This is a genomic window from Pseudomonas sp. SJZ077 (genome assembly GCF_007993905.1).
Taxonomy (GTDB): domain Bacteria; phylum Pseudomonadota; class Gammaproteobacteria; order Pseudomonadales; family Pseudomonadaceae; genus Aquipseudomonas; species Aquipseudomonas mandelii.
In genome coordinates, this window is record NZ_VIUJ01000019.1 from 50,790 (window position 1) to 69,419 (window position 18,630).

The window sequence follows — 18,630 nt, forward strand, 5'->3', positions numbered from 1 at the left end:
CCAATTCATTCTTTGCCCTGGATATCCCAAAGCCTTGATTCGTCTGCTGAAATTTTTCGGTTGGTCCATCGTCGCCGTTTTCTGCGGACTGCTCCTTGGTCTGAGCGGCGCGTTTCTTTACCTTAGTCCGGGATTGCCATCTGTGGAGGCTCTGCGAAGCATCCAGTTGCAGATTCCATTGCGGGTATACAGCAGCGACAACAAGTTGATCGCAGAATTTGGCGAGATGCGCCGCACACCAATCCGTTTCGCCGACATTCCCCCCAATTTCATCAATGCGTTACTAAGTGCTGAAGACGATAATTTCGCCAACCACTACGGCGTCGATCCCAGCAGCTTGATGCGCGCTGCAACCCAGTTGGTAAAAAGCGGACACATCCAGTCCGGCGGCAGCACCATCACCATGCAGGTGGCGAAGAACTTCTTCCTGACCAGCGAACGCAGCTTCTCGCGCAAAACCACCGAAATCCTCCTGGCCCTGCAGATCGAACGGCAGCTGACCAAGGACGAAATCCTGGAGCTTTACGTCAACAAGATCTACCTGGGTAACCGCGCCTATGGCATCGAAGCCGCCGCGCAGGTTTACTACGGCAAATCGATTCGTGATGTCAGCCTGGCGCAGATGGCGATGATCGCCGGCCTGCCAAAAGCCCCTTCGCGCTTCAACCCGCTGGCCAATCCGGCCCGCAGCAAGGAACGTCGCGACTGGATCCTGGGGCGCATGTACAAGCTCGGCAAAATCACCGAAGCCGACTACACCACTGCGATCAACGAACCGCTGAACGCCAGCTACCACGTGCCGACGCCGGAAGTGAACGCGCCGTACATTGCTGAAATGGCCCGTGCCGAAATGGTCGGCCGCTATGGCAGCGATGCGTACACCGAAGGTTTTCGCGTGACCACGACGGTGCCGAGCAATCTCCAGGAAATGGCCAACACCGCGCTGCACGAAGGCTTGATGACCTACGATCAGCGTCACGGCTATCGCGGTCCCGAGTCGCGCCTGCCGGGCAAGACTCGCGAGGCCTGGGCCACCGAACTGACCAAACAGCGGACCATCAGCAGCCTTGAGCCCGCCATCGTCACTCAGGTCGACAAGACTGGCCTGCAAGTATTGACCCGCACCGGCGAAGAACACGTCGGCTGGGACAGCATGAAATGGGCGCGTCCGTTCCTGAACACCAACAGCATGGGCGCCAATCCGAAGCAGCCCTCGGACGTGGCTCAGGTCGGCGACCTGATTCGCGTGCAGCGCCAACCGGACAATTCGCTGAAGTTCAGCCAGATCCCGCAAGCGCAAGGCGCGCTGGTGTCCCTTGATCCGCAGAACGGCGCCATTCGCTCGCTGGTCGGTGGTTTCGCCTTTGAGCAGAGCAACTACAACCGCGCCATGCAGGCCAAGCGTCAGCCGGGTTCGAGCTTCAAGCCCTTCGTGTACAGCGCCGCGCTGGATAACGGCTACACCGCCGCCAGCCTGGTGAACGATGCGCCGATCGTGTTCGTCGATGAATACCTGGACAAGGTCTGGCGCCCGAAGAACGACACCAACACCTTCCTCGGCCCGATCCGCCTGCGTGAAGGGCTGTACAAGTCGCGCAACCTGGTGTCGATCCGTCTGGTGCAGGCGCTGGGCATCGATCGCACCATCGACTACATCAGCAAGTTCGGCTTCAATAAGCAGGACCTGCCGCGCAACCTGTCCCTGGCACTGGGCACCGCGACCCTGACGCCAATGGAAATCGCCACCGGCTGGAGCACCTTCGCCAACGGTGGCTACAAAATCAGCCCGTACATCATCGACAAGATTGAAAGCCGCAATGGCGACACGCTGTTCGTCGCCAACCCGCCGAGCGTTCCTCAGGGCGCCGCAGTGACCAACGGCATCGCCGCACCGACCGACGCCCAGGCATTCACGGTCAACGCGACTCCAGGGGAAGCTCCAGCCGCACCCGGCGCTGCGCCGCAAACGCCGGCCGTGGCCGAACGCATCGTCGACGGTCGCACCACTTACATCCTCAACAGCATGCTTGAGGACGTGATCAAACTCGGCACCGGCCGCCGCGCACTGGCCTTGGGTCGCAGTGACATTGCGGGCAAGACCGGTACCACCAACGAATCCAAGGACGCCTGGTTCTCCGGCTACAACGCCGATTACGTAACCACCGTCTGGACCGGGTTCGATCAGCCTGAAAGCCTGGGCAAGCGCGAGTTCGGTGGCACCGTCGCGCTGCCGATCTGGATGAACTACATGGCTGCCGCGCTCAAGGACAAGCCGCCTCACACTCAACCAGAGCCGGAAGGCATTCTCAGTTTGCGGGTTGACCCCGTCAGCGGCCGTGCGGCCAGCCCAGGCACGCCAGGCGCGTACTTCGAGCTGTTCAAGGCCGAGGACACGCCTCCGTCGGTGAATGAGCTGGGTAACGGCAATGCGCCGGGCAGCCCGCTGCCAGCGGACGAAGCAGCGCCAATCGATCTGTTCTGATCGCGTAGCGCAACGCAAAAGCCCCGCCTTCTCAAGAAGAGCGGGGCTTTTTATGGCCTGCAGGTTTTGCTTTGTCCTTGAGGGCCTCTTCGCGGGCAAGCCTCGCTCCTACAGACATGGAAAGTTCCCAGCGCTTGCCCCTGTAAGAGCGAGGCTTGCCCGCGAAGAGATCCTTACAGACACCACAAAAACCACAGACAAAAAAAAGCCCCGACTCAATTGAGCCGGGGCTTTCGGTTGAAGCGCTACAACGGCTTAGCCGTTGAACACGTCATCCACGCTTTTCAGCGGGTAGTTCTTCGGATACGGCAGGGTCGCTACGCCGGTCTCGATGGCGGCCTTGGCCACGGCATCGGAGATCACGGTGATCAGGCGGGCATCCATTGGCTTCGGAATGATGTACTCACGACCGAATTCCAGCTTGATGCCGCCATAGGCGTCGCACACTTCCTGAGGAACCGGCAGCTTGGCCAGTTCGCGCAGGGCGTTGGCCGCTGCCACTTTCATTTCTTCGTTGATGCGCTTGGCGCGAACGTCCAGGGCACCGCGGAAGATGAACGGGAAGCCCAATACGTTGTTGACCTGGTTCGGGTAGTCCGAACGGCCGGTCGCCATGATCACGTCGTCACGGGTGGCGTGCGCCAGTTCCGGGGCGATTTCCGGATCCGGGTTCGAGCAGGCGAACACGATCGGGTTGGCCGCCATGGACTTCAGGCCTTCAGCACTCAGCAGGTTCGGGCCGGACAGGCCAACGAACACGTCAGCACCGGTCAGGGCGTCAGCCAGGGTGCGCTTGTCGGTCGCGTGAGCGAAGACAGCCTTGTACTGGTTCAGGTCGTCACGGCCGGAGTGGATCACACCGGTACGGTCAACCATGAAGATGTTTTCGATGTTGGCGCCCATGCTCACCAGCAATTTCATGCAGGAGATGGCGGCCGCACCGGCGCCCAGGCAGACGATCTTGGCGTCAGCGAGGGTTTTGCCAGCGATTTCCAGGGCGTTGATCATGCCGGCCGCGGTAACGATTGCGGTGCCGTGCTGGTCATCGTGGAACACTGGAATGTCGCACTGCTCGATCAGAGCGCGCTCGATCTCAAAGCACTCAGGTGCCTTGATGTCTTCCAGGTTGATGCCGCCGAAGGTGATGGAGATACGCTTGACGGTGTCGATGAAGGCTTGCGGGCTTTCGGAGTCGACTTCGATGTCGAAAACGTCGATGCCGGCGAAGCGCTTGAACAACACGCCCTTACCTTCCATGACTGGCTTGGAAGCCAATGGGCCGAGGTTACCCAGGCCGAGAATCGCGGTGCCATCGGAAATGACTGCAACCAGGTTGCCTTTGCCGGTGTATTTGTAGGCCAGTTCAGGATCGCGGGCGATTTCGCGTACTGGTTCGGCTACGCCGGGGCTGTAGGCCAGCGACAGGTCGCGGGCGGTAGCGGTGGCCTTGGTGAGCTCGACACTCAGCTTCCCTGGACGAGGATGGGCATGATATTCGAGAGCGGCAGTTTTCAAATCAGACATGTGGGCATTCCGCTTTTACTGTTGGACAGACGGACCGCCGAGGATACGCGTGTCGCAAAGTCCCCACAAGACTGACCGGTCACCCCTGTCAAGCGCCCTGCCCTACGACTTTGGGCCAAGAGCCGCGGAACACAAGGGATAGACTGTTCACAATCGCCATAAAAAATGTCTACAATTTTTTATCGGGGCGCCGCTTGCAGCATCGCCGGATCGGTCAGCGGCAGAAGCCAGCGTGCCTGCCCGGGTTTCAAGCCGCCCCGACGCGATCGATCCACGACCCAGCCACGCGCCTCAATCTGCTTGCCCTTCAGCCGCTCAAGCGATGCAACATCGAACTGCCCGAGCAAATTGGGTGCAACGCGCAATACAACCGCGTCCTGCAACTCAATCCAAACTCCGCCGCGATTGCGCTGAACCTTGCTCACACGACCACTGAGCACGGCGAAACCGGAGGCGTTGATCTGCTCCGCTTTCAGTACAGGGGATTGCCGCCACAGGCCAAGGCCGGCCTGACGGGCACTGCGTTCGGCGGCTTGCTGACAGCTGACCAAATCGACATTCGGCGCGACCGCCACTTGAAAACCAAGGCCCTCGGCGAGCATCTGCGCTTCGAGGTTGGCGCCATTGGCGCCATAGACATGGGCCAGCGTGCGACCGTAATGATCTTTGCTCTCTTTACCGGGACGCAAACCCACGCGCCCGTCGCTGGCCGCCACCAGCGCTTCCAGGCGTTTGTGCGCGACCACGGCGAACGGCTCATCGGAACGGCCCTGCTTGCCCAGCTCAGGCGTATTCAAGCCGATCATGCGCACACTGCGGCCATCGCTCAGGCGCAAAGTGTCGCCATCCACCACACGCTGCACCGCGACGGGTGTAAGCCCGCTCGGCACCGGGCAGAAGGCCTGGGCGCCGGACAGCCAAATCGCGGACACAAAAAAGGCGCCCGCGAGGGACGCCTTTTTCGTTAGCAAGGTAAAGCCCATGGGGCTTTTCAACCTTACTCTGCAGCAGCAGGAGCTTTGGTTTTGCCAAAAGCGCCGAAACGGTCTGCGAAGCGCTGTACACGACCGCCAGTATCCAGAGTCTTCTGCTTACCGGTGTAGAACGGGTGGCATTCGTTGCAAACGTCGATCGGCAGAGCTTTGCCGAAGGTCGAACGGGTTTCGAACTTGTTGCCACAGCTGCAAGTAACAGCAATGACTGGATAATTTGGATGGATTTCGGCTTTCATGGTGTCTTCCTCGAGCTAGCGTGCCGCCACTCAACACTATTGTTGAATACCGCACGTAATTAGGCCGCGGATTCTACCAGACAATGCCAATCGCGCAAGCTGTCGCTTCTACCGACCGTCTGCTAGGCTCCCCGCCTGATATGTGCCCCTTGTGGGAGCGGGCTTGCTCGCGAATACGGCCTGCCAGCCAGCGATGAGGTGTCTGACCCAACGCATTCGCGAGCAAGCCCACTCCCGCAATTAGTATGCGTCCGACTTCTTTTACTGCCCGTTTATCGAGATCCCCGCGTGCCCGACGCCATTCTGCGCCTCGCCCTGCCTTCGCCGCTGCGCCGCCTGTTCGATTACCGTGCCCCGGCCGGTATCCTGCGCGCCCAGTTGCAACCGGGCATGCGCCTGCGGGTGCCGTTTGGCCGGCGGGAGATGATCGGGATTCTGGTGGAGGTCACCGACACCAGCGAAGTCCCGGTGGAAAAGCTCAAACCGGCGCTGGCCCTGCTCGACGCCACCCCGCCGCTACCGCCAGCACTGTTCAAGCTGTGTCTGTGGACCTCGCAGTATTACCAGCACAGCCTCGGTGACACCTTGAGCTGGGCGCTTCCGGTGTTGCTGCGCCAGGGCGAATTGGCCGAGGCGCGCCAGGAACGCTTCTGGTCCGCCGCGCCCGGTGCCAGCCTGGATGATCCGCGTATCGCCCGTGCCCCGCGCCAGCGCGAAGCCCTGGCCACGTTGGCCCAGCACCCTCACGGCGTGGCCCATCAGTTGTTGAGCAAACTGATGCTGAGCAAGGACAGCCTGGATCTGTTGCTGGCCAAGGATCTGGTGCAGGTGGAAATCCGCAAGCACGCTCCCGGCGCCCGCCACGAACATTGGCTGGCGCAACCGGAATTGCCGCTCAACCCTGAGCAGCGTGCCGCGTATGAAGCGATTCGCGCCGGGTTCGACAGTTATCATGCGTTCCTGCTGGCCGGCGTTACCGGCAGCGGCAAGACCGAAGTCTATTTGCAGCTGATCCGCGAAACCCTCGAAGCCGGCAAGCAGGCGCTGGTGCTGATCCCGGAGATCAACCTCGGCCCGCAAACCCTGGCGCGCTTCGAGCAGCGTTTCAATGCGCGCATCGCCCTGATTCACTCGGCAGTCAATGATCGGGAGCGCCTCGAGGCCTGGCTCGCGGCCCGGGACGGTGACGCCGACATCATTATCGGCACCCGCTCGGCGCTGTTCACGCCGATGAAAAATCCCGGCCTGATCATCATCGACGAAGAGCACGACGGCTCCTATAAGCAGCAGGAAGGCCTGCGCTATCACGCCCGCGATCTGGCTTTGGTGCGCGCGCGGCAGGAAAACATCCCGATTGTCCTCGGCTCCGCCACGCCTTCACTGGAAAGCCTGCACAACGCCTACACCGGTCGGTATGGGCTCCTACGCCTGAACGAGCGTGCTGGCGGCGCCAAACAACCGCGATTCCTGCGTCTCGATGTAAAAAGCCGTCCGCTGGATAGCGGTATTTCCGGGCCGATGCAGCAAGCCATCGGCCAGACGCTGGCGGCTGGCCAGCAAGTCCTGGTGTTTCTGAATCGTCGCGGCTTTGCGCCGACGCTGCTGTGTCATGACTGCGGCTGGATGTCCGAGTGCCAGCGCTGCGATGCGCGGATGACCGTGCACCAGCGCTCCGGCGAATTGCGCTGCCACCATTGCGGCTACGTGGAACGCGTGCCGCGGCATTGCCCGAAGTGCGGCAAGGTCGATTTACGGCCGGTGGGTGCCGGCACCGAACGCGCAGAAGAGCGCCTGGCGATTCTGTTCCCGGACGTCCCGGTGCTGCGGGTCGACCGCGACAGTACGTCGCGCAAGGACGCGATGAATCAGTTGTTCGCCACCATCCAGAAAGGCCAGCCGTGCATTCTGGTGGGCACGCAAATGCTCGCCAAAGGGCACCACTTTCCACGGGTAACGCTGGTGTCGATTCTCGATGCCGACGGTGGATTGTTCTCTGGCGACTTCCGCGCCAGCGAGCGCATGGCACAGTTGATCGTTCAGGTGGCAGGCCGGGCCGGGCGGGCCGAAGAGCCGGGCAAGGTAATTATCCAGACGCACCTGGCCGATCATCCTCTGCTGGTGCAATTGACCGAACAAGGCTATTTCGCCTTTGCCGAACAGGCCTTGAGCGAACGCCGCTCGGCAGGATTGCCGCCGTTTGCGCATTTGGCGTTGCTACGGGCCGAAGCGCATAAACCGGGACAGGCCGAAGGTTTTCTCGATGAAGCGTGTAGCGAGGCCGAGCGCTTGCTGGCTGAGCAGAATCTGACCGGTATTGAGCTACTCGGCCCGGTGCCGGCTCCGATGGAGCGCCGGGCCGGGCGTTATCGTGCGCAGTTGTTGTTGCAAGCCACGGCCCGGGCGCCGTTGCATCGGCTGCTGAGTAGCTGGTTGCTGGCGCTGGAGCAGATGCCGAGCGGGCGGGCGGTGCGTTGGTCGCTGGATGTGGATCCCGTCGATTTGTATTGATTGGTCGATCGCCTTCGCGAGCAAGGCTCGCTCCTACAGGGGGAGAGTCGTTTGCCAATACTGTGAACGACACAAAAACTGTAGGAGCGAGGCTGGCCCGCGAAGAGGCCCGATTTGTCACCACATATCCATAACCTGCCCGCTATAGTTGGCAAGCCCGTCTTCGCAACGGATAATGCCCAGTTTTTCCACTAGCGCATCGAAGCGCCGCCGCGCTTGCGGTCGAAAGAGAACACCATGAAAGACACCATTCGCCAGCTGATCCAACAAGCCATCACCCAACTCGTCAACGAAGGTGTGTTGCCTGAAGGCCTGTCGCCGGCGATCCAGGTGGAAAACTCCCGTGACAAGAAGAACGGCGACTTCGCCAGCAACATCGCGATGATGCTGGCCAAACCGGCCGGCATGAAGCCGCGTGACCTGGCTGAGAAAATCATCGCTGCGCTGCCGGCTGATGAAAACGTCACCAAGACCGAAATCGCCGGCCCGGGCTTCCTGAATTTCTTCCAGAACACAGATGCCCTGGCCACTCGCCTGGATGCCGCCCTCGCCGACGACCACATCGGCGTGCGCAAAGCTGGCCCGGTGCAGCGCACTGTGGTCGACCTTTCAGCCCCGAACCTGGCCAAAGAGATGCACGTCGGTCACTTGCGTTCGACCATCATCGGCGACGGCGTGGCACGCGTTCTGGAGTTCCTCGGCGACGACGTCATCCGTCAGAACCACGTCGGCGACTGGGGCACCCAGTTCGGCATGCTGATGGCTTATCTGCAAGAAAACCCGATCACCAGCGATGAACTGTCCGACCTGGAAAACTTCTACCGCGCCGCCAAGCAACGCTTCGACGAATCCGAAGAGTTCGCCGATCGCGCCCGTGGTCTGGTGGTCAAGCTGCAAGCCGGCGACCCGGACTGCCTGGCCCTGTGGACCAAGTTCAAGGACATCTCGCTGTCGCACTGCCAGAAAATCTACGAACTGCTGAACGTCAAACTGACCATGGCCGACGTGATGGGCGAAAGCGCCTATAACGACGACCTGATCAACGTGGTCAACGACCTCAAGGCCGCCGGCATGCTGGTCGAAAGCAATGGCGCCCAGTGCGTGTTCCTCGACGAATTCAAGAACGCCGACGGCGACCCGCTGCCGGTGATCATCGTCAAGGCCGATGGCGGTTACCTCTACGCCACCACTGACCTGGCAGCCGTACGTTATCGCAGCGGCAAACTCAAGGCTGACCGCGCGCTGTACTTCGTCGATCAGCGCCAGGCGCTGCACTTCCAGCAAGTGTTCGCAGTCGCCCGCAAGGCCGGCTTCGTGACGCACCCGATGGAAATGGAACACATGGGCTTCGGCACCATGAACGGCGCCGATGGCCGTCCGTTCAAGACCCGTGATGGCGGCACCGTGAAGCTGATCGATCTGCTGACCGAAGCCCAGGAACGCGCCTACACCCTGGTGAAAGACAAGAACCCGGAGCTGGCCGAAAACGAATTGCGCAACATCGCCAGGGTCGTGGGCATTGGCGCCGTGAAATACGCTGACCTGTCCAAGCACCGTACCAGCGACTACAGCTTCAACTTCGACCTGATGCTCAACTTCGAAGGCAACACTGCTCCGTACCTGCTGTACGCCTACACCCGCGTGGCCGGTGTATTCCGCAAACTCGGCAAGGACTTCAGTGAAGTCGAAGGCCAGATCGTCCTCGAAGCAGCACACGAACACGAGTTGGCAGCCAAGCTCGCGCAATTTGGCGAAGTGCTGAACAACGTGTGCGAAAAAGGCACGCCACACATTCTGTGCACCTACCTGTACGATGTCGCCGGCCTGTTCTCCAGCTTCTACGAGAACTGCCCGATTCTCAGCGCCGACACCCCGGCGCAAATGCAAAGCCGTCTGCGCCTCGCCGCGCTGACCGGCCGCACTCTCAAGCAAGGCCTGGAACTCTTGGGTCTGGAAACTCTGGAGCGTATGTAAGTTGGCTGCCAAGAAAAAACCTGCACCCAAGCGTGGCGCCAGCCGTTACCAAGCTCCTGCAAAGCAACCGATCCCGGGCTGGCTCTGGATGGCCATCGGCCTGACGGTCGGCGCGTTCATTGTGTTCCTGATGAAACTGGAACCGGGCAAGGGCAGCGAGAGCGTCAAGCGCGAGAAGATCGAACAGCAGAAAGCCACCAAGATCGCCGAGGCCAACAAGACCCCGCCGAGCCCGACGCAACCGGTGAAGCCGAAGTACGACTTCTACACCCTGCTGCCGGAATCGGAAGTGATCGTGCCGCCGGATGCCGTGCCGGAGAAAACCCTGCCGACGCCACAAGTGCCGGCAATTCCGACCACGCCGGTCACGCCAGAGCAAGCAGCGAAGATTGATACTGCGCGAGCCCAGGCGGCACTGGCCGGGATCACGCCGCCGCCAGCGCCACCGGTGTCCAAGGCGGCTCCGGTGACCAAGTTCTTCCTTCAGGCCGGTTCGTTCCGCAAGGAAGCTGACGCGGACAAGGTTCGGGCGCAGATCATCCTGCTGGGCCAGGCGGTGGCGGTTGAATCCGGCACAGTCAAAGACGAAACCTGGTATCGAGTGCTGGTCGGGCCGTTCAGCAATCGCGAACAGCTGACCACGGCGCAGAAACAACTGTCCGGCGCCGGCTTCAGCAACCTGTTGTTACAACAACGCCAGAACCGCTGATTTCGTCAGGGGCACCGCGTTATCGTTCTTCGCGGGCAAGTCTCGCTCCTACAAGGATTGCGTGATTCCCTGTAGGAGCGAGGCGTGCCCGCGAAGGCGCCAGAACAGCCAACACACCCTTCCCCGCGCAACACCGCTCGTCCCCTCTCCCGCCCCGCAGTTGAAAAACGCATCGCCACCCCCATATGAGTTGGCATAAGGCATTTTCGCCCCGCTGCGTGGAGACTCTCCCTTGACCACCATCGTTTCAGTTCGCCGCCACGGCAAAGTCGTCATGGGCGGCGACGGCCAGGTTTCTCTCGGCAATACCGTGATGAAAGGCAACGCGAAGAAAGTTCGTCGCCTGTACCACGGCCAGGTCATCGCCGGTTTTGCCGGGGCCACCGCTGACGCCTTCACCCTCTTCGAGCGTTTTGAAGGCCAGCTTGAGAAACATCAGGGCCACCTGGTTCGCGCCGCTGTCGAACTCGCCAAAGAATGGCGCACTGACCGCTCCCTCAGCCGCCTCGAAGCCATGCTCGCCGTCGCGAACAAAGACGCCTCCCTGATCATCACCGGCAACGGCGACGTGGTCGAACCCGAAGAAGGCCTGATCGCCATGGGTTCCGGTGGCGGTTACGCCCAGGCCGCCGCCAGCGCGCTGCTGAAGAAAACCGATCTGTCGGCCCGGGAAATCGTCGAAACCGCACTCGGTATCGCCGGCGACATTTGCGTATTCACCAACCACACCTTCACCATTGAGGAGCAGGACCTCGCCGAGTAAGCCTGTTCCGGCCTTAGTGCCACGGCTCACTTTTGCTTGAGGACCGCCAATTACTATGTCCATGACTCCCCGTGAAATCGTCCACGAACTCAATCGCCACATCATCGGCCAGGACGATGCCAAGCGCGCCGTCGCCATCGCGCTGCGTAACCGCTGGCGCCGGATGCAGCTGCCCGAAGAGCTGCGCGTTGAAGTAACGCCAAAGAACATCCTGATGATCGGCCCGACCGGTGTCGGTAAAACCGAGATCGCCCGTCGCCTGGCCAAACTCGCCAACGCGCCGTTCATCAAAGTCGAAGCGACCAAGTTCACCGAAGTCGGCTACGTCGGTCGCGATGTCGAATCGATCATTCGTGACCTGGCCGACGCGGCGATCAAGCTGCTGCGCGAACAGGAAATGACCAAGGTTCGCCACCGCGCCGAAGACGCCGCCGAGGAACGCATCCTCGACGCCTTGCTGCCACCGGCACGCATGGGCTTCAACAATGACGACGCCCCGTCCGCCGACTCCAATACCCGCCAGCTGTTCCGCAAGCGCCTGCGCGAAGGTCAGCTGGATGACAAGGAGATCGAAATCGAAGTCGCCGAAATGGCCGGCGTCGACATCTCCGCGCCACCGGGCATGGAAGAAATGACCAACCAGTTGCAGAGCCTGTTCGCCAACATGGGCAAGGGCAAAAAGAAAAACCGCAAGATCAAGGTCAAGGAAGCGCTGAAACTGGTGCGTGACGAGGAAGCCAGCCGCCTGGTCAACGATGAAGAGTTGAAGGCCAAGGCGCTGGAAGCGGTCGAGCAGCACGGCATCGTGTTCATCGATGAAATCGACAAAGTCGCCAAGCGCGGCAACTCCGGTGGCGTCGACGTATCCCGTGAAGGCGTACAGCGTGACTTGCTGCCACTGATCGAAGGCTGCACCGTCAACACCAAGCTGGGCATGGTCAAGACCGACCACATCCTGTTCATCGCTTCCGGTGCGTTCCACCTGAGCAAGCCAAGTGACCTGGTGCCGGAGCTGCAAGGTCGCCTGCCGATTCGTGTCGAGCTGAAGGCGCTGACGCCGGAAGATTTCGAGCGCATCCTCAGCGAGCCGCATGCGTCGCTCACCGAGCAGTATTGCGCCCTGCTGAAAACCGAAGGCCTGGTCATCGAGTTCCAGCCGGACGGCATCAAGCGTATTGCCGAGATCGCCTGGCAGGTCAACGAGAAGACCGAGAACATCGGTGCCCGTCGCCTGCACACCTTGCTCGAACGCTTGCTCGAAGAAGTGTCGTTCAGCGCCGGCGACCTGGCCAGCGCCCATGACGACAAGGCGATCCTGATCGACGCCGATTACGTCAACAGTCACCTCGGCGAATTGGCACAGAACGAAGACCTGTCCCGCTACATTCTGTAAGCCTCAAGTTGCAAGCTACAAGCGTCAAGCTTATCGAGTTAAGCTTGCAGCTTGTAGCTTTCCGTCCGAGGCTCTTCCTATGCTTCCCACCGACATCAAACTGCACAAAGCCTCGAAAACCCTGTCGCTGAAATACGCGTCCGGCGAGGAATATCACCTGCCCGCCGAGTTCCTTCGCGTGCACTCTCCTTCCGCCGAGGTCCAGGGCCACGGCAAACCTATCCTGCAATTTGGCAAGATCGGCGTAGGCCTGACCAAGGTAGAACCGGCCGGTCAGTACGCACTGAAATTGACCTTCGACGACGGACACGACAGCGGCCTGTTCACTTGGGAATATCTGTACCAGCTGGGCGTGCGCCAAGAGGATCTCTGGAACGATTATCTTGCCGAACTCAAAGCCGCCGGAAAAACCCGCGATCCGAACGAATCCATCGTCAAGCTGATGCTCTAGGTCAGCCCTCTTGCTCTTTAGAGGGCATTTTCTAATTCCATCTGTTTGAATGCTCCGCTCCTGGGTCAATGATTGGCCCGCTTGCGAAAAAAATTAAACTCGGGTAACCAATGGAGCTGGCAAGTTCCCTGCAGTGCTCTCTGCCGTAAAAAGCAGCGATGCAGAATTAACGGTCACCCGAGCATAAGTACCTGGCATTGGCTGTGTGACTACAGCTGGACCCAGGTACTCGTCTCAGGACAATGGAGCGTCGTAGATGAGTAACAAGAATAACGATGACTTGAAGTATCAAGCCTCGGAAAACACCTTGGGGCTGAATCCTGTCGTTGGGCTGCGTGGAAAGGATCTACTGGCTTCTGCTCGAATGGTGCTCAGGCAGGCCATCAAACAACCGATTCACAGTGCCAAGCATGTCGCCCATTTCGGCCTTGAATTGAAGAACGTGTTGTTCGGCAAATCAGAACTTCAACCTACCAGCGATGACCGTCGCTTCGCCGATCCGGCCTGGAGCCAGAACCCGCTCTATAAACGTTATCTGCAAACTTACCTGGCGTGGCGCAAGGAACTCCACGACTGGATTGACGACAGCAACCTGCCGCCCAAAGACGTCAGTCGCGGGCATTTCGTGATCAACCTCATGACCGAAGCCATGGCCCCGACCAACAGTGCGGCCAACCCGGCGGCGGTCAAACGGTTCTTCGAGACCGGCGGCAAAAGCCTGCTCGATGGCCTCTCGCACCTGGCCAAGGATCTGGTACACAACGGCGGCATGCCGAGCCAGGTCAACATGGGCGCGTTCGAAGTCGGCAAGAGCCTGGGCGTGACCGAAGGCGCGGTGGTGTTCCGCAATGACGTGCTGGAATTGATCCAGTACCGCCCGATCACCGAGCAGGTGCACGAGCGTCCGCTGCTGGTGGTGCCGCCGCAGATCAACAAGTTCTACGTATTCGACCTGAGCCCGGACAAGAGCCTGGCGCGCTTCTGCCTGCGCAACAACGTGCAGACGTTCATCGTCAGCTGGCGCAACCCGACCAAGGAGCAGCGCGAGTGGGGTCTGTCGACCTACATCGAAGCGCTCAAGGAAGCGGTCGACGTGGTTACTGCGATCACCGGAAGCAAAGACGTGAACATGCTGGGCGCCTGCTCCGGTGGCATCACCTGCACCGCGCTGCTGGGCCACTACGCCGCAATCGGCGAGAAGAAGGTCAACGCCCTCACCCTGCTGGTCAGCGTGCTGGATACGACCCTGGACAGCGACGTGGCCTTGTTCGTCGACGAGCAGACCCTCGAAGCCGCCAAGCGCCATTCCTATCAGGCCGGTGTGCTGGAAGGCCGCGACATGGCGAAAGTCTTCGCCTGGATGCGCCCCAACGATCTGATCTGGAACTACTGGGTCAACAACTACCTGCTGGGCAACGAGCCGCCGGTATTCGACATCCTGTTCTGGAACAACGACACCACCCGGTTACCCGCCGCATTCCACGGCGACCTGATCGAAATGTTCAAAAACAACCCGCTGATCCGTCCTGATGCACTGGAAGTGTGCGGCACGCCGATCGACCTGAAGCAGGTCACGGCCGACATCTTTTCCCTGGCCGGCACCAACGACCACATCACGCCGTGGAAGTCCTGCTACAAGTCGGCGCAGTTGTTTGGCGGCAAGGTCGAGTTCGTGCTGTCCAGCAGCGGACATATCCAGAGCATTCTGAACCCGCCGGGCAATCCGAAATCGCGCTACATGACCAGCACCGAAATGCCGGTCAAAGCCGAAGACTGGCAAGAGAACTCCACCAAGCACACTGACTCCTGGTGGCTGCACTGGCAGGCCTGGCAGGCCGAGCGTTCGGGCAAGCTGAAGAAGTCCCCGGCAAGCCTGGGGAACAAGGCCTATCCAGCGGGCGAAGCAGCACCCGGCACTTATGTGCATGAGCGGTAACTGACACACCCCGCGCCCCTCTGCAGGAGCGAAGCTTGCTCGCGAAAGCGGTCTTTCATTCAACATGGATGTCGACTGACTTGACGCCTTCGCGAGCAAGCTTCGCTCTTGCAGGGGGACCGGGGATGAATTAACCCACAGGGCCTGAAGCATGCCGCAACCGTTCATATTCCGTACCGTCGACCTGGATGGCCAGACCCTCCGCACGGCGGTACGCCCCGGCAAGCCTCACTTGACGCCCTTGCTGATTTTCAACGGCATCGGCGCCAACCTGGAGCTGGTGTTTCCGTTCGTCGCAGCGCTGGACCCGGACCTGGAAGTCATCGCCTTCGACGTTCCCGGTGTCGGCGGTTCGTCGACGCCGAATCGGCCGTACCGTTTTCCGGGCCTGGCGAAACTCACGGCGCGGATGCTCGACTATCTCGACTACGGGCGAGTCAATGTCATCGGCGTGTCCTGGGGAGGCGCACTCGCTCAGCAGTTCGCCTACGACTATCCCGAGCGCTGCAAAAAACTCGTGCTGGCGGCCACGGCGGCCGGCGCGGTGATGGTGCCGGGCAAACCGAAAGTGCTGTGGATGATGGCCAGCCCGCGGCGCTACATCCAGCCGTCTCACGTGATCCGCATTGCGCCGATGATCTACGGCGGCTCTTTCCGTCGCGATCCGACCCTGGCCGCCAGCCATGCGGCGAAGGTCCGTTCGGCGGGCAAGCTCGGTTACTACTGGCAGCTGTTCGCCGGGCTTGGCTGGACCAGTATTCACTGGCTGCACAAGATCAACCAGCCGACGCTGGTACTGGCCGGCGACGACGATCCACTGATCCCGCTGATCAACATGCGCATGCTGGCCTGGCGGATCCCCAATGCGCAGTTGCACATCATCGATGACGGGCACCTGTTCCTGATTACCCGCGCCGAAGCGGTGGCACCGATCATCATGAAATTCCTCGAGGAGGAACGTCAGCGCGCCGTGATGCATCCGCATCCGGCGCCATTGGGCGGTTAACCGGCCCATTGTCGGTCGGCAGGACGCCGCACCGCGCAACAACCCATAACAGCGTCTATGGTGTTCTGGTTCGATGTGTTTGTATTTGGCCTGAAAGACGAAGGAGTGTTGACACATGCGCGACAAACCAGCGAGGGACTTTTTGCCCACTCCCGCCGCGTTCATCAACGCGCAGAGTGCGATCACCGGCCTGCGTGGCCGGGATCTGTTTTCGACCCTGCGCAGCGTTGCCGCCCATGGCTTGCGTAACCCGGTGCACAGCGTTCGACATGCCTTGAAACTGGGCGGCCAACTGGGTCGCGTCATGCTGGGGGAAACCCTGCACCCGACCAACCCGCAGGACAGTCGTTTTGCCGACCCGGCGTGGAGCCTCAACCCGTTTTATCGCCGCAGCTTGCAGGCCTACCTGAGCTGGCAGAAAGAAGTTAAAAGCTGGATCGACGAAAGCAACATGACCCCGGACGATCGCGCTCGCGCCCACTTTGCGTTCGCCTTGCTCAATGACGCCGTCGCGCCGTCCAACACCTTGCTCAATCCGCTGGCGATCAAGGAAATCTTCAATTCCGGCGGTAACAGCCTGGTGCGTGGCATCAGCCATCTGGTCGACGATTTCCTGCACAACGACGGCCTGCCCAGACAAGTCACCAAGCAAGCGTTCGAGGTCGGTAAAACGGTCGCCACCACCACGGGTTCCGTGGTGTTTCGCAACGAGCTGCTGGAGCTGATCCAGTACAAGCCGATGAGCGAAAAGCAGTACTCCAAACCGCTGCTGGTGGTGCCGCCGCAGATCAACAAGTACTACATTTTCGACCTGAGCCCGCATAACAGCTTCGTCCAGTTCGCCCTGAAAAACGGCCTGCAGACCTTCATGATCAGCTGGCGCAATCCGGATGTGCGTCATCGCGAATGGGGTCTGTCGACCTACGTCGAAGCGGTTGAAGAAGCGATGAACGTTTGCCGGGCAATCACCGGGGCTCGCGAAGTGAACTTGATGGGCGCTTGCGCCGGTGGGCTGACCATCGCCGCGCTGCAAGGCCACTTGCAGGCCAAGCGACAACTGCGGCGGGTATCCAGCGCGACGTATCTGGTGAGCCTGCTCGACAGTCAGATGGACTCTCCGGCGACGCTTTTCGCTGACGAACAGACCCTGGAAGCGGCGAAGCGTCGCTCCTATCAGAAAGGTGTGCTGGACGGGCGCGACATGGCCAAGGTCTTTGCCTGGATGCGCCCCAACGATTTGATCTGGAGTTACTTCGTCAATAACTACCTGTTGGGCAAGGAGCCTCCAGCGTTCGACATCCTCTACTGGAACAACGACAACACCCGGTTGCCGGCAGCCTTGCATGGCGACCTGCTGGACTTCTTCAAGCACAACCCACTGAGTCATCCGGGCGGCCTTGAAGTGTGCGGCACGCCGATCGACTTGCAGAAAGTCACGGTCGACAGCTTCAGCGTGGCCGGCATCAACGACCACATCACGCCGTGGGACGCGGTGTATCGCTCGACGCTGCTGCTGGGTGGCGAGCGACGTTTCGTCCTGTCCAACAGCGGTCATGTGCAGAGCATCCTCAACCCGCCGAGCAACCCGAAGGCCAACTTCGTCGAGAGCGCGAAACTGAGCAGCGACCCACGAGCATGGTATTACGACGCCAAGCAAGTCGACGGCAGTTGGTGGACCCAATGGCTGAGCTGGATTCAGGAACGCTCGGGCGCGCAAAAAGAAACCCACATGGCCCTCGGCAACCAGAACTATCCACCGATGGAGGCGGCACCCGGTACTTACGTGCGTGTGCGCTGACTGACAACGAACCACGGCACACGCCTGCCGTGGCATGACCCGACCATTAAGAAGACTGGATGAAAACCCGCGACCGGATCCTCGAATGTGCCCTGCAATTGTTCAATCAGAAGGGTGAACCGAACGTTTCCACCATGGAAGTTGCAAACGAAATGGGCATCAGCCCGGGCAATCTCTACTACCACTTCCACGGCAAGGAACCGTTGATTCTCGGCTTGTTCGAGCGTTTCCAGGCCGAGCTTGCGCCACTGCTTGATCCTCCGGCCGACGTGGAGCTGGCACCGGAGGATTACTGGCTGTTCCTGCACTTGATCGTCGAGCGGCTGGCCCATTACCGGTTTCTGTTCCAGGACCTGTCAAACCTGGCCGGGCGCCTGCCGAAACTGGCCAAGGGCATCCGCAATCTGCTCAATGCACTGAAGCGCACGCTGGCTTCGTTGCTGGCACGATTGAAGGCGCAAGGGCAGTTGGTCAGTGACACTCAAGCGCTGGGGCAGTTGGTGGAGCAGATCACCATGACGCTGCTGTTCTCACTGGACTATCAGCGGATTCTTGATCGCGAGGGTGAAGTCAGGTTGGTGGTGTATCAGATCATGATGCTGGTGGCGCCGCATTTGCTGCCGCCGATCAAAGTGGCGACCGAGCACCTGGCCCTGCAATACCTCGAAGAACACGAGTAACCCTTTCACTGGATAAACACATTTCACTGTGGGAGTGAGCCTGCTCGCGATGTCGCCGGGTCAGTCAATATCAATGTTGAATGACACACCGCAATCGCGAGCAGGCTCACTCCCACAAGGGTTCTGCGGTGTATATGAAATCGCGCACAAACAAAAACGCCCGACCTTTGCAGGC

Annotated in this window: 14 protein-coding genes; 11 read left to right on the plus strand and 3 right to left on the minus strand. The window is 60.5% G+C overall.

All coding sequences use genetic code 11. The annotated features are described in order from the left end of the window. Positions 1-37: 37 nt before the first annotated feature. Entirely contained in the window at positions 38-2,482 is a 2,445-nt protein-coding gene (locus FBY01_RS24450; RefSeq protein WP_372241895.1) for a penicillin-binding protein 1A, read from the plus strand. A gap of 255 nt (positions 2,483-2,737) precedes the next feature. Here FBY01_RS24450 and FBY01_RS24455 read toward each other — a convergent pair whose 3' ends face one another. The 3 genes from FBY01_RS24455 to rpmE form a co-directional block, all read right to left on the minus strand. Beyond that, positions 2,738-4,006 carry a malic enzyme-like NAD(P)-binding protein gene (locus FBY01_RS24455; protein ID WP_010464435.1) on the minus strand — a complete coding sequence of 423 codons (1,269 nt, stop codon included), beginning with the start codon at positions 4,004-4,006 and terminating at the stop codon, positions 2,738-2,740. Positions 4,007-4,185: 179 nt separating this feature from the next. Then, positions 4,186-4,989, minus strand: coding sequence for a thermonuclease family protein (locus tag FBY01_RS24460; RefSeq protein WP_083375229.1), 804 nt, complete (start codon positions 4,987-4,989; stop codon positions 4,186-4,188). A gap of 14 nt (positions 4,990-5,003) precedes the next feature. Next, on the minus strand, positions 5,004-5,237 hold the full coding sequence (gene rpmE / locus FBY01_RS24465; protein WP_083375230.1) for a 50S ribosomal protein L31: 234 nt from the start codon (positions 5,235-5,237) through the stop codon (positions 5,004-5,006). A 288-nt stretch (positions 5,238-5,525) separates the two neighbouring features. Here rpmE and FBY01_RS24470 point away from each other — a divergent pair, with 288 nt between their 5' ends. From FBY01_RS24470 to FBY01_RS24515, 10 genes are all read left to right on the plus strand, one after another. Next, positions 5,526-7,745: a primosomal protein N' gene (locus tag FBY01_RS24470; RefSeq protein ID WP_010464441.1), complete on the plus strand. Its 2,220-nt coding sequence runs from the start codon at positions 5,526-5,528 to the stop codon at positions 7,743-7,745. Positions 7,746-7,982: 237 nt separating this feature from the next. After that, a complete protein-coding gene (argS, locus tag FBY01_RS24475) occupies positions 7,983-9,719 on the plus strand; it encodes an arginine--tRNA ligase (protein ID WP_010464443.1) in 1,737 nt (578 codons plus the stop codon). A 1-nt stretch (position 9,720) separates the two neighbouring features. Beyond that, the gene (locus tag FBY01_RS24480; RefSeq protein ID WP_010464446.1) at positions 9,721-10,428 is read left to right on the plus strand and encodes an SPOR domain-containing protein; all 708 of its coding nucleotides are present in this window, start codon (positions 9,721-9,723) and stop codon (positions 10,426-10,428) included. Positions 10,429-10,660: 232 nt separating this feature from the next. Then, the gene (gene hslV / locus FBY01_RS24485) at positions 10,661-11,191 is read left to right on the plus strand and encodes an ATP-dependent protease subunit HslV (RefSeq protein WP_007899242.1); all 531 of its coding nucleotides are present in this window, start codon (positions 10,661-10,663) and stop codon (positions 11,189-11,191) included. Positions 11,192-11,246: 55 nt separating this feature from the next. After that, positions 11,247-12,584 carry an ATP-dependent protease ATPase subunit HslU gene (hslU, locus tag FBY01_RS24490; protein ID WP_010464452.1) on the plus strand — a complete coding sequence of 446 codons (1,338 nt, stop codon included), beginning with the start codon at positions 11,247-11,249 and terminating at the stop codon, positions 12,582-12,584. 79 nt (positions 12,585-12,663) lie between these two features. After that, positions 12,664-13,035, plus strand: a complete 372-nt coding sequence (locus FBY01_RS24495; RefSeq protein ID WP_010464454.1) for a gamma-butyrobetaine hydroxylase-like domain-containing protein — start codon at positions 12,664-12,666, stop codon at positions 13,033-13,035. 256 nt (positions 13,036-13,291) lie between these two features. Next, complete coding sequence (phaC, locus tag FBY01_RS24500; RefSeq protein ID WP_010464456.1) at positions 13,292-14,971, plus strand: class II poly(R)-hydroxyalkanoic acid synthase; 1,680 nt, start codon at positions 13,292-13,294, stop codon at positions 14,969-14,971. Positions 14,972-15,122: 151 nt separating this feature from the next. Then, positions 15,123-15,977 carry a poly(3-hydroxyalkanoate) depolymerase gene (phaZ, locus tag FBY01_RS24505; RefSeq protein ID WP_017336109.1) on the plus strand — a complete coding sequence of 285 codons (855 nt, stop codon included), beginning with the start codon at positions 15,123-15,125 and terminating at the stop codon, positions 15,975-15,977. A gap of 115 nt (positions 15,978-16,092) precedes the next feature. Further along, positions 16,093-17,775 (plus strand): class II poly(R)-hydroxyalkanoic acid synthase, encoded by a 1,683-nt coding sequence (gene phaC / locus FBY01_RS24510; RefSeq protein WP_010464460.1) that lies wholly within the window; start codon positions 16,093-16,095, stop codon positions 17,773-17,775. Positions 17,776-17,834: 59 nt separating this feature from the next. Beyond that, positions 17,835-18,455, plus strand: coding sequence for a TetR/AcrR family transcriptional regulator (locus tag FBY01_RS24515; protein ID WP_010464462.1), 621 nt, complete (start codon positions 17,835-17,837; stop codon positions 18,453-18,455). The last annotated feature ends 175 nt before the right edge of the window (positions 18,456-18,630 follow it).

What these genes read in the sequence shown, in the direction of transcription:
- phaC (WP_010464456.1), top strand. Translation starts at nt 13,292, where the DNA reads ATGAGTAACAAGAATAACGATGACTTGAAGTATCAAGCCTCGGAAAAC.
- FBY01_RS24495 (WP_010464454.1), top strand. Translation starts at nt 12,664, where the DNA reads ATGCTTCCCACCGACATCAAACTGCACAAAGCCTCGAAAACCCTGTCG.
- FBY01_RS24515 (WP_010464462.1), top strand. Translation starts at nt 17,835, where the DNA reads ATGAAAACCCGCGACCGGATCCTCGAATGTGCCCTGCAATTGTTCAAT.
- FBY01_RS24460 (WP_083375229.1), bottom strand. Translation starts at nt 4,989, where the DNA reads ATGGGCTTTACCTTGCTAACGAAAAAGGCGTCCCTCGCGGGCGCCTTT.
- hslU (WP_010464452.1), top strand. Translation starts at nt 11,247, where the DNA reads ATGTCCATGACTCCCCGTGAAATCGTCCACGAACTCAATCGCCACATC.
- argS (WP_010464443.1), top strand. Translation starts at nt 7,983, where the DNA reads ATGAAAGACACCATTCGCCAGCTGATCCAACAAGCCATCACCCAACTC.
- rpmE (WP_083375230.1), bottom strand. Translation starts at nt 5,237, where the DNA reads ATGAAAGCCGAAATCCATCCAAATTATCCAGTCATTGCTGTTACTTGC.
- FBY01_RS24455 (WP_010464435.1), bottom strand. Translation starts at nt 4,006, where the DNA reads ATGTCTGATTTGAAAACTGCCGCTCTCGAATATCATGCCCATCCTCGT.
- phaC (WP_010464460.1), top strand. Translation starts at nt 16,093, where the DNA reads ATGCGCGACAAACCAGCGAGGGACTTTTTGCCCACTCCCGCCGCGTTC.
- phaZ (WP_017336109.1), top strand. Translation starts at nt 15,123, where the DNA reads ATGCCGCAACCGTTCATATTCCGTACCGTCGACCTGGATGGCCAGACC.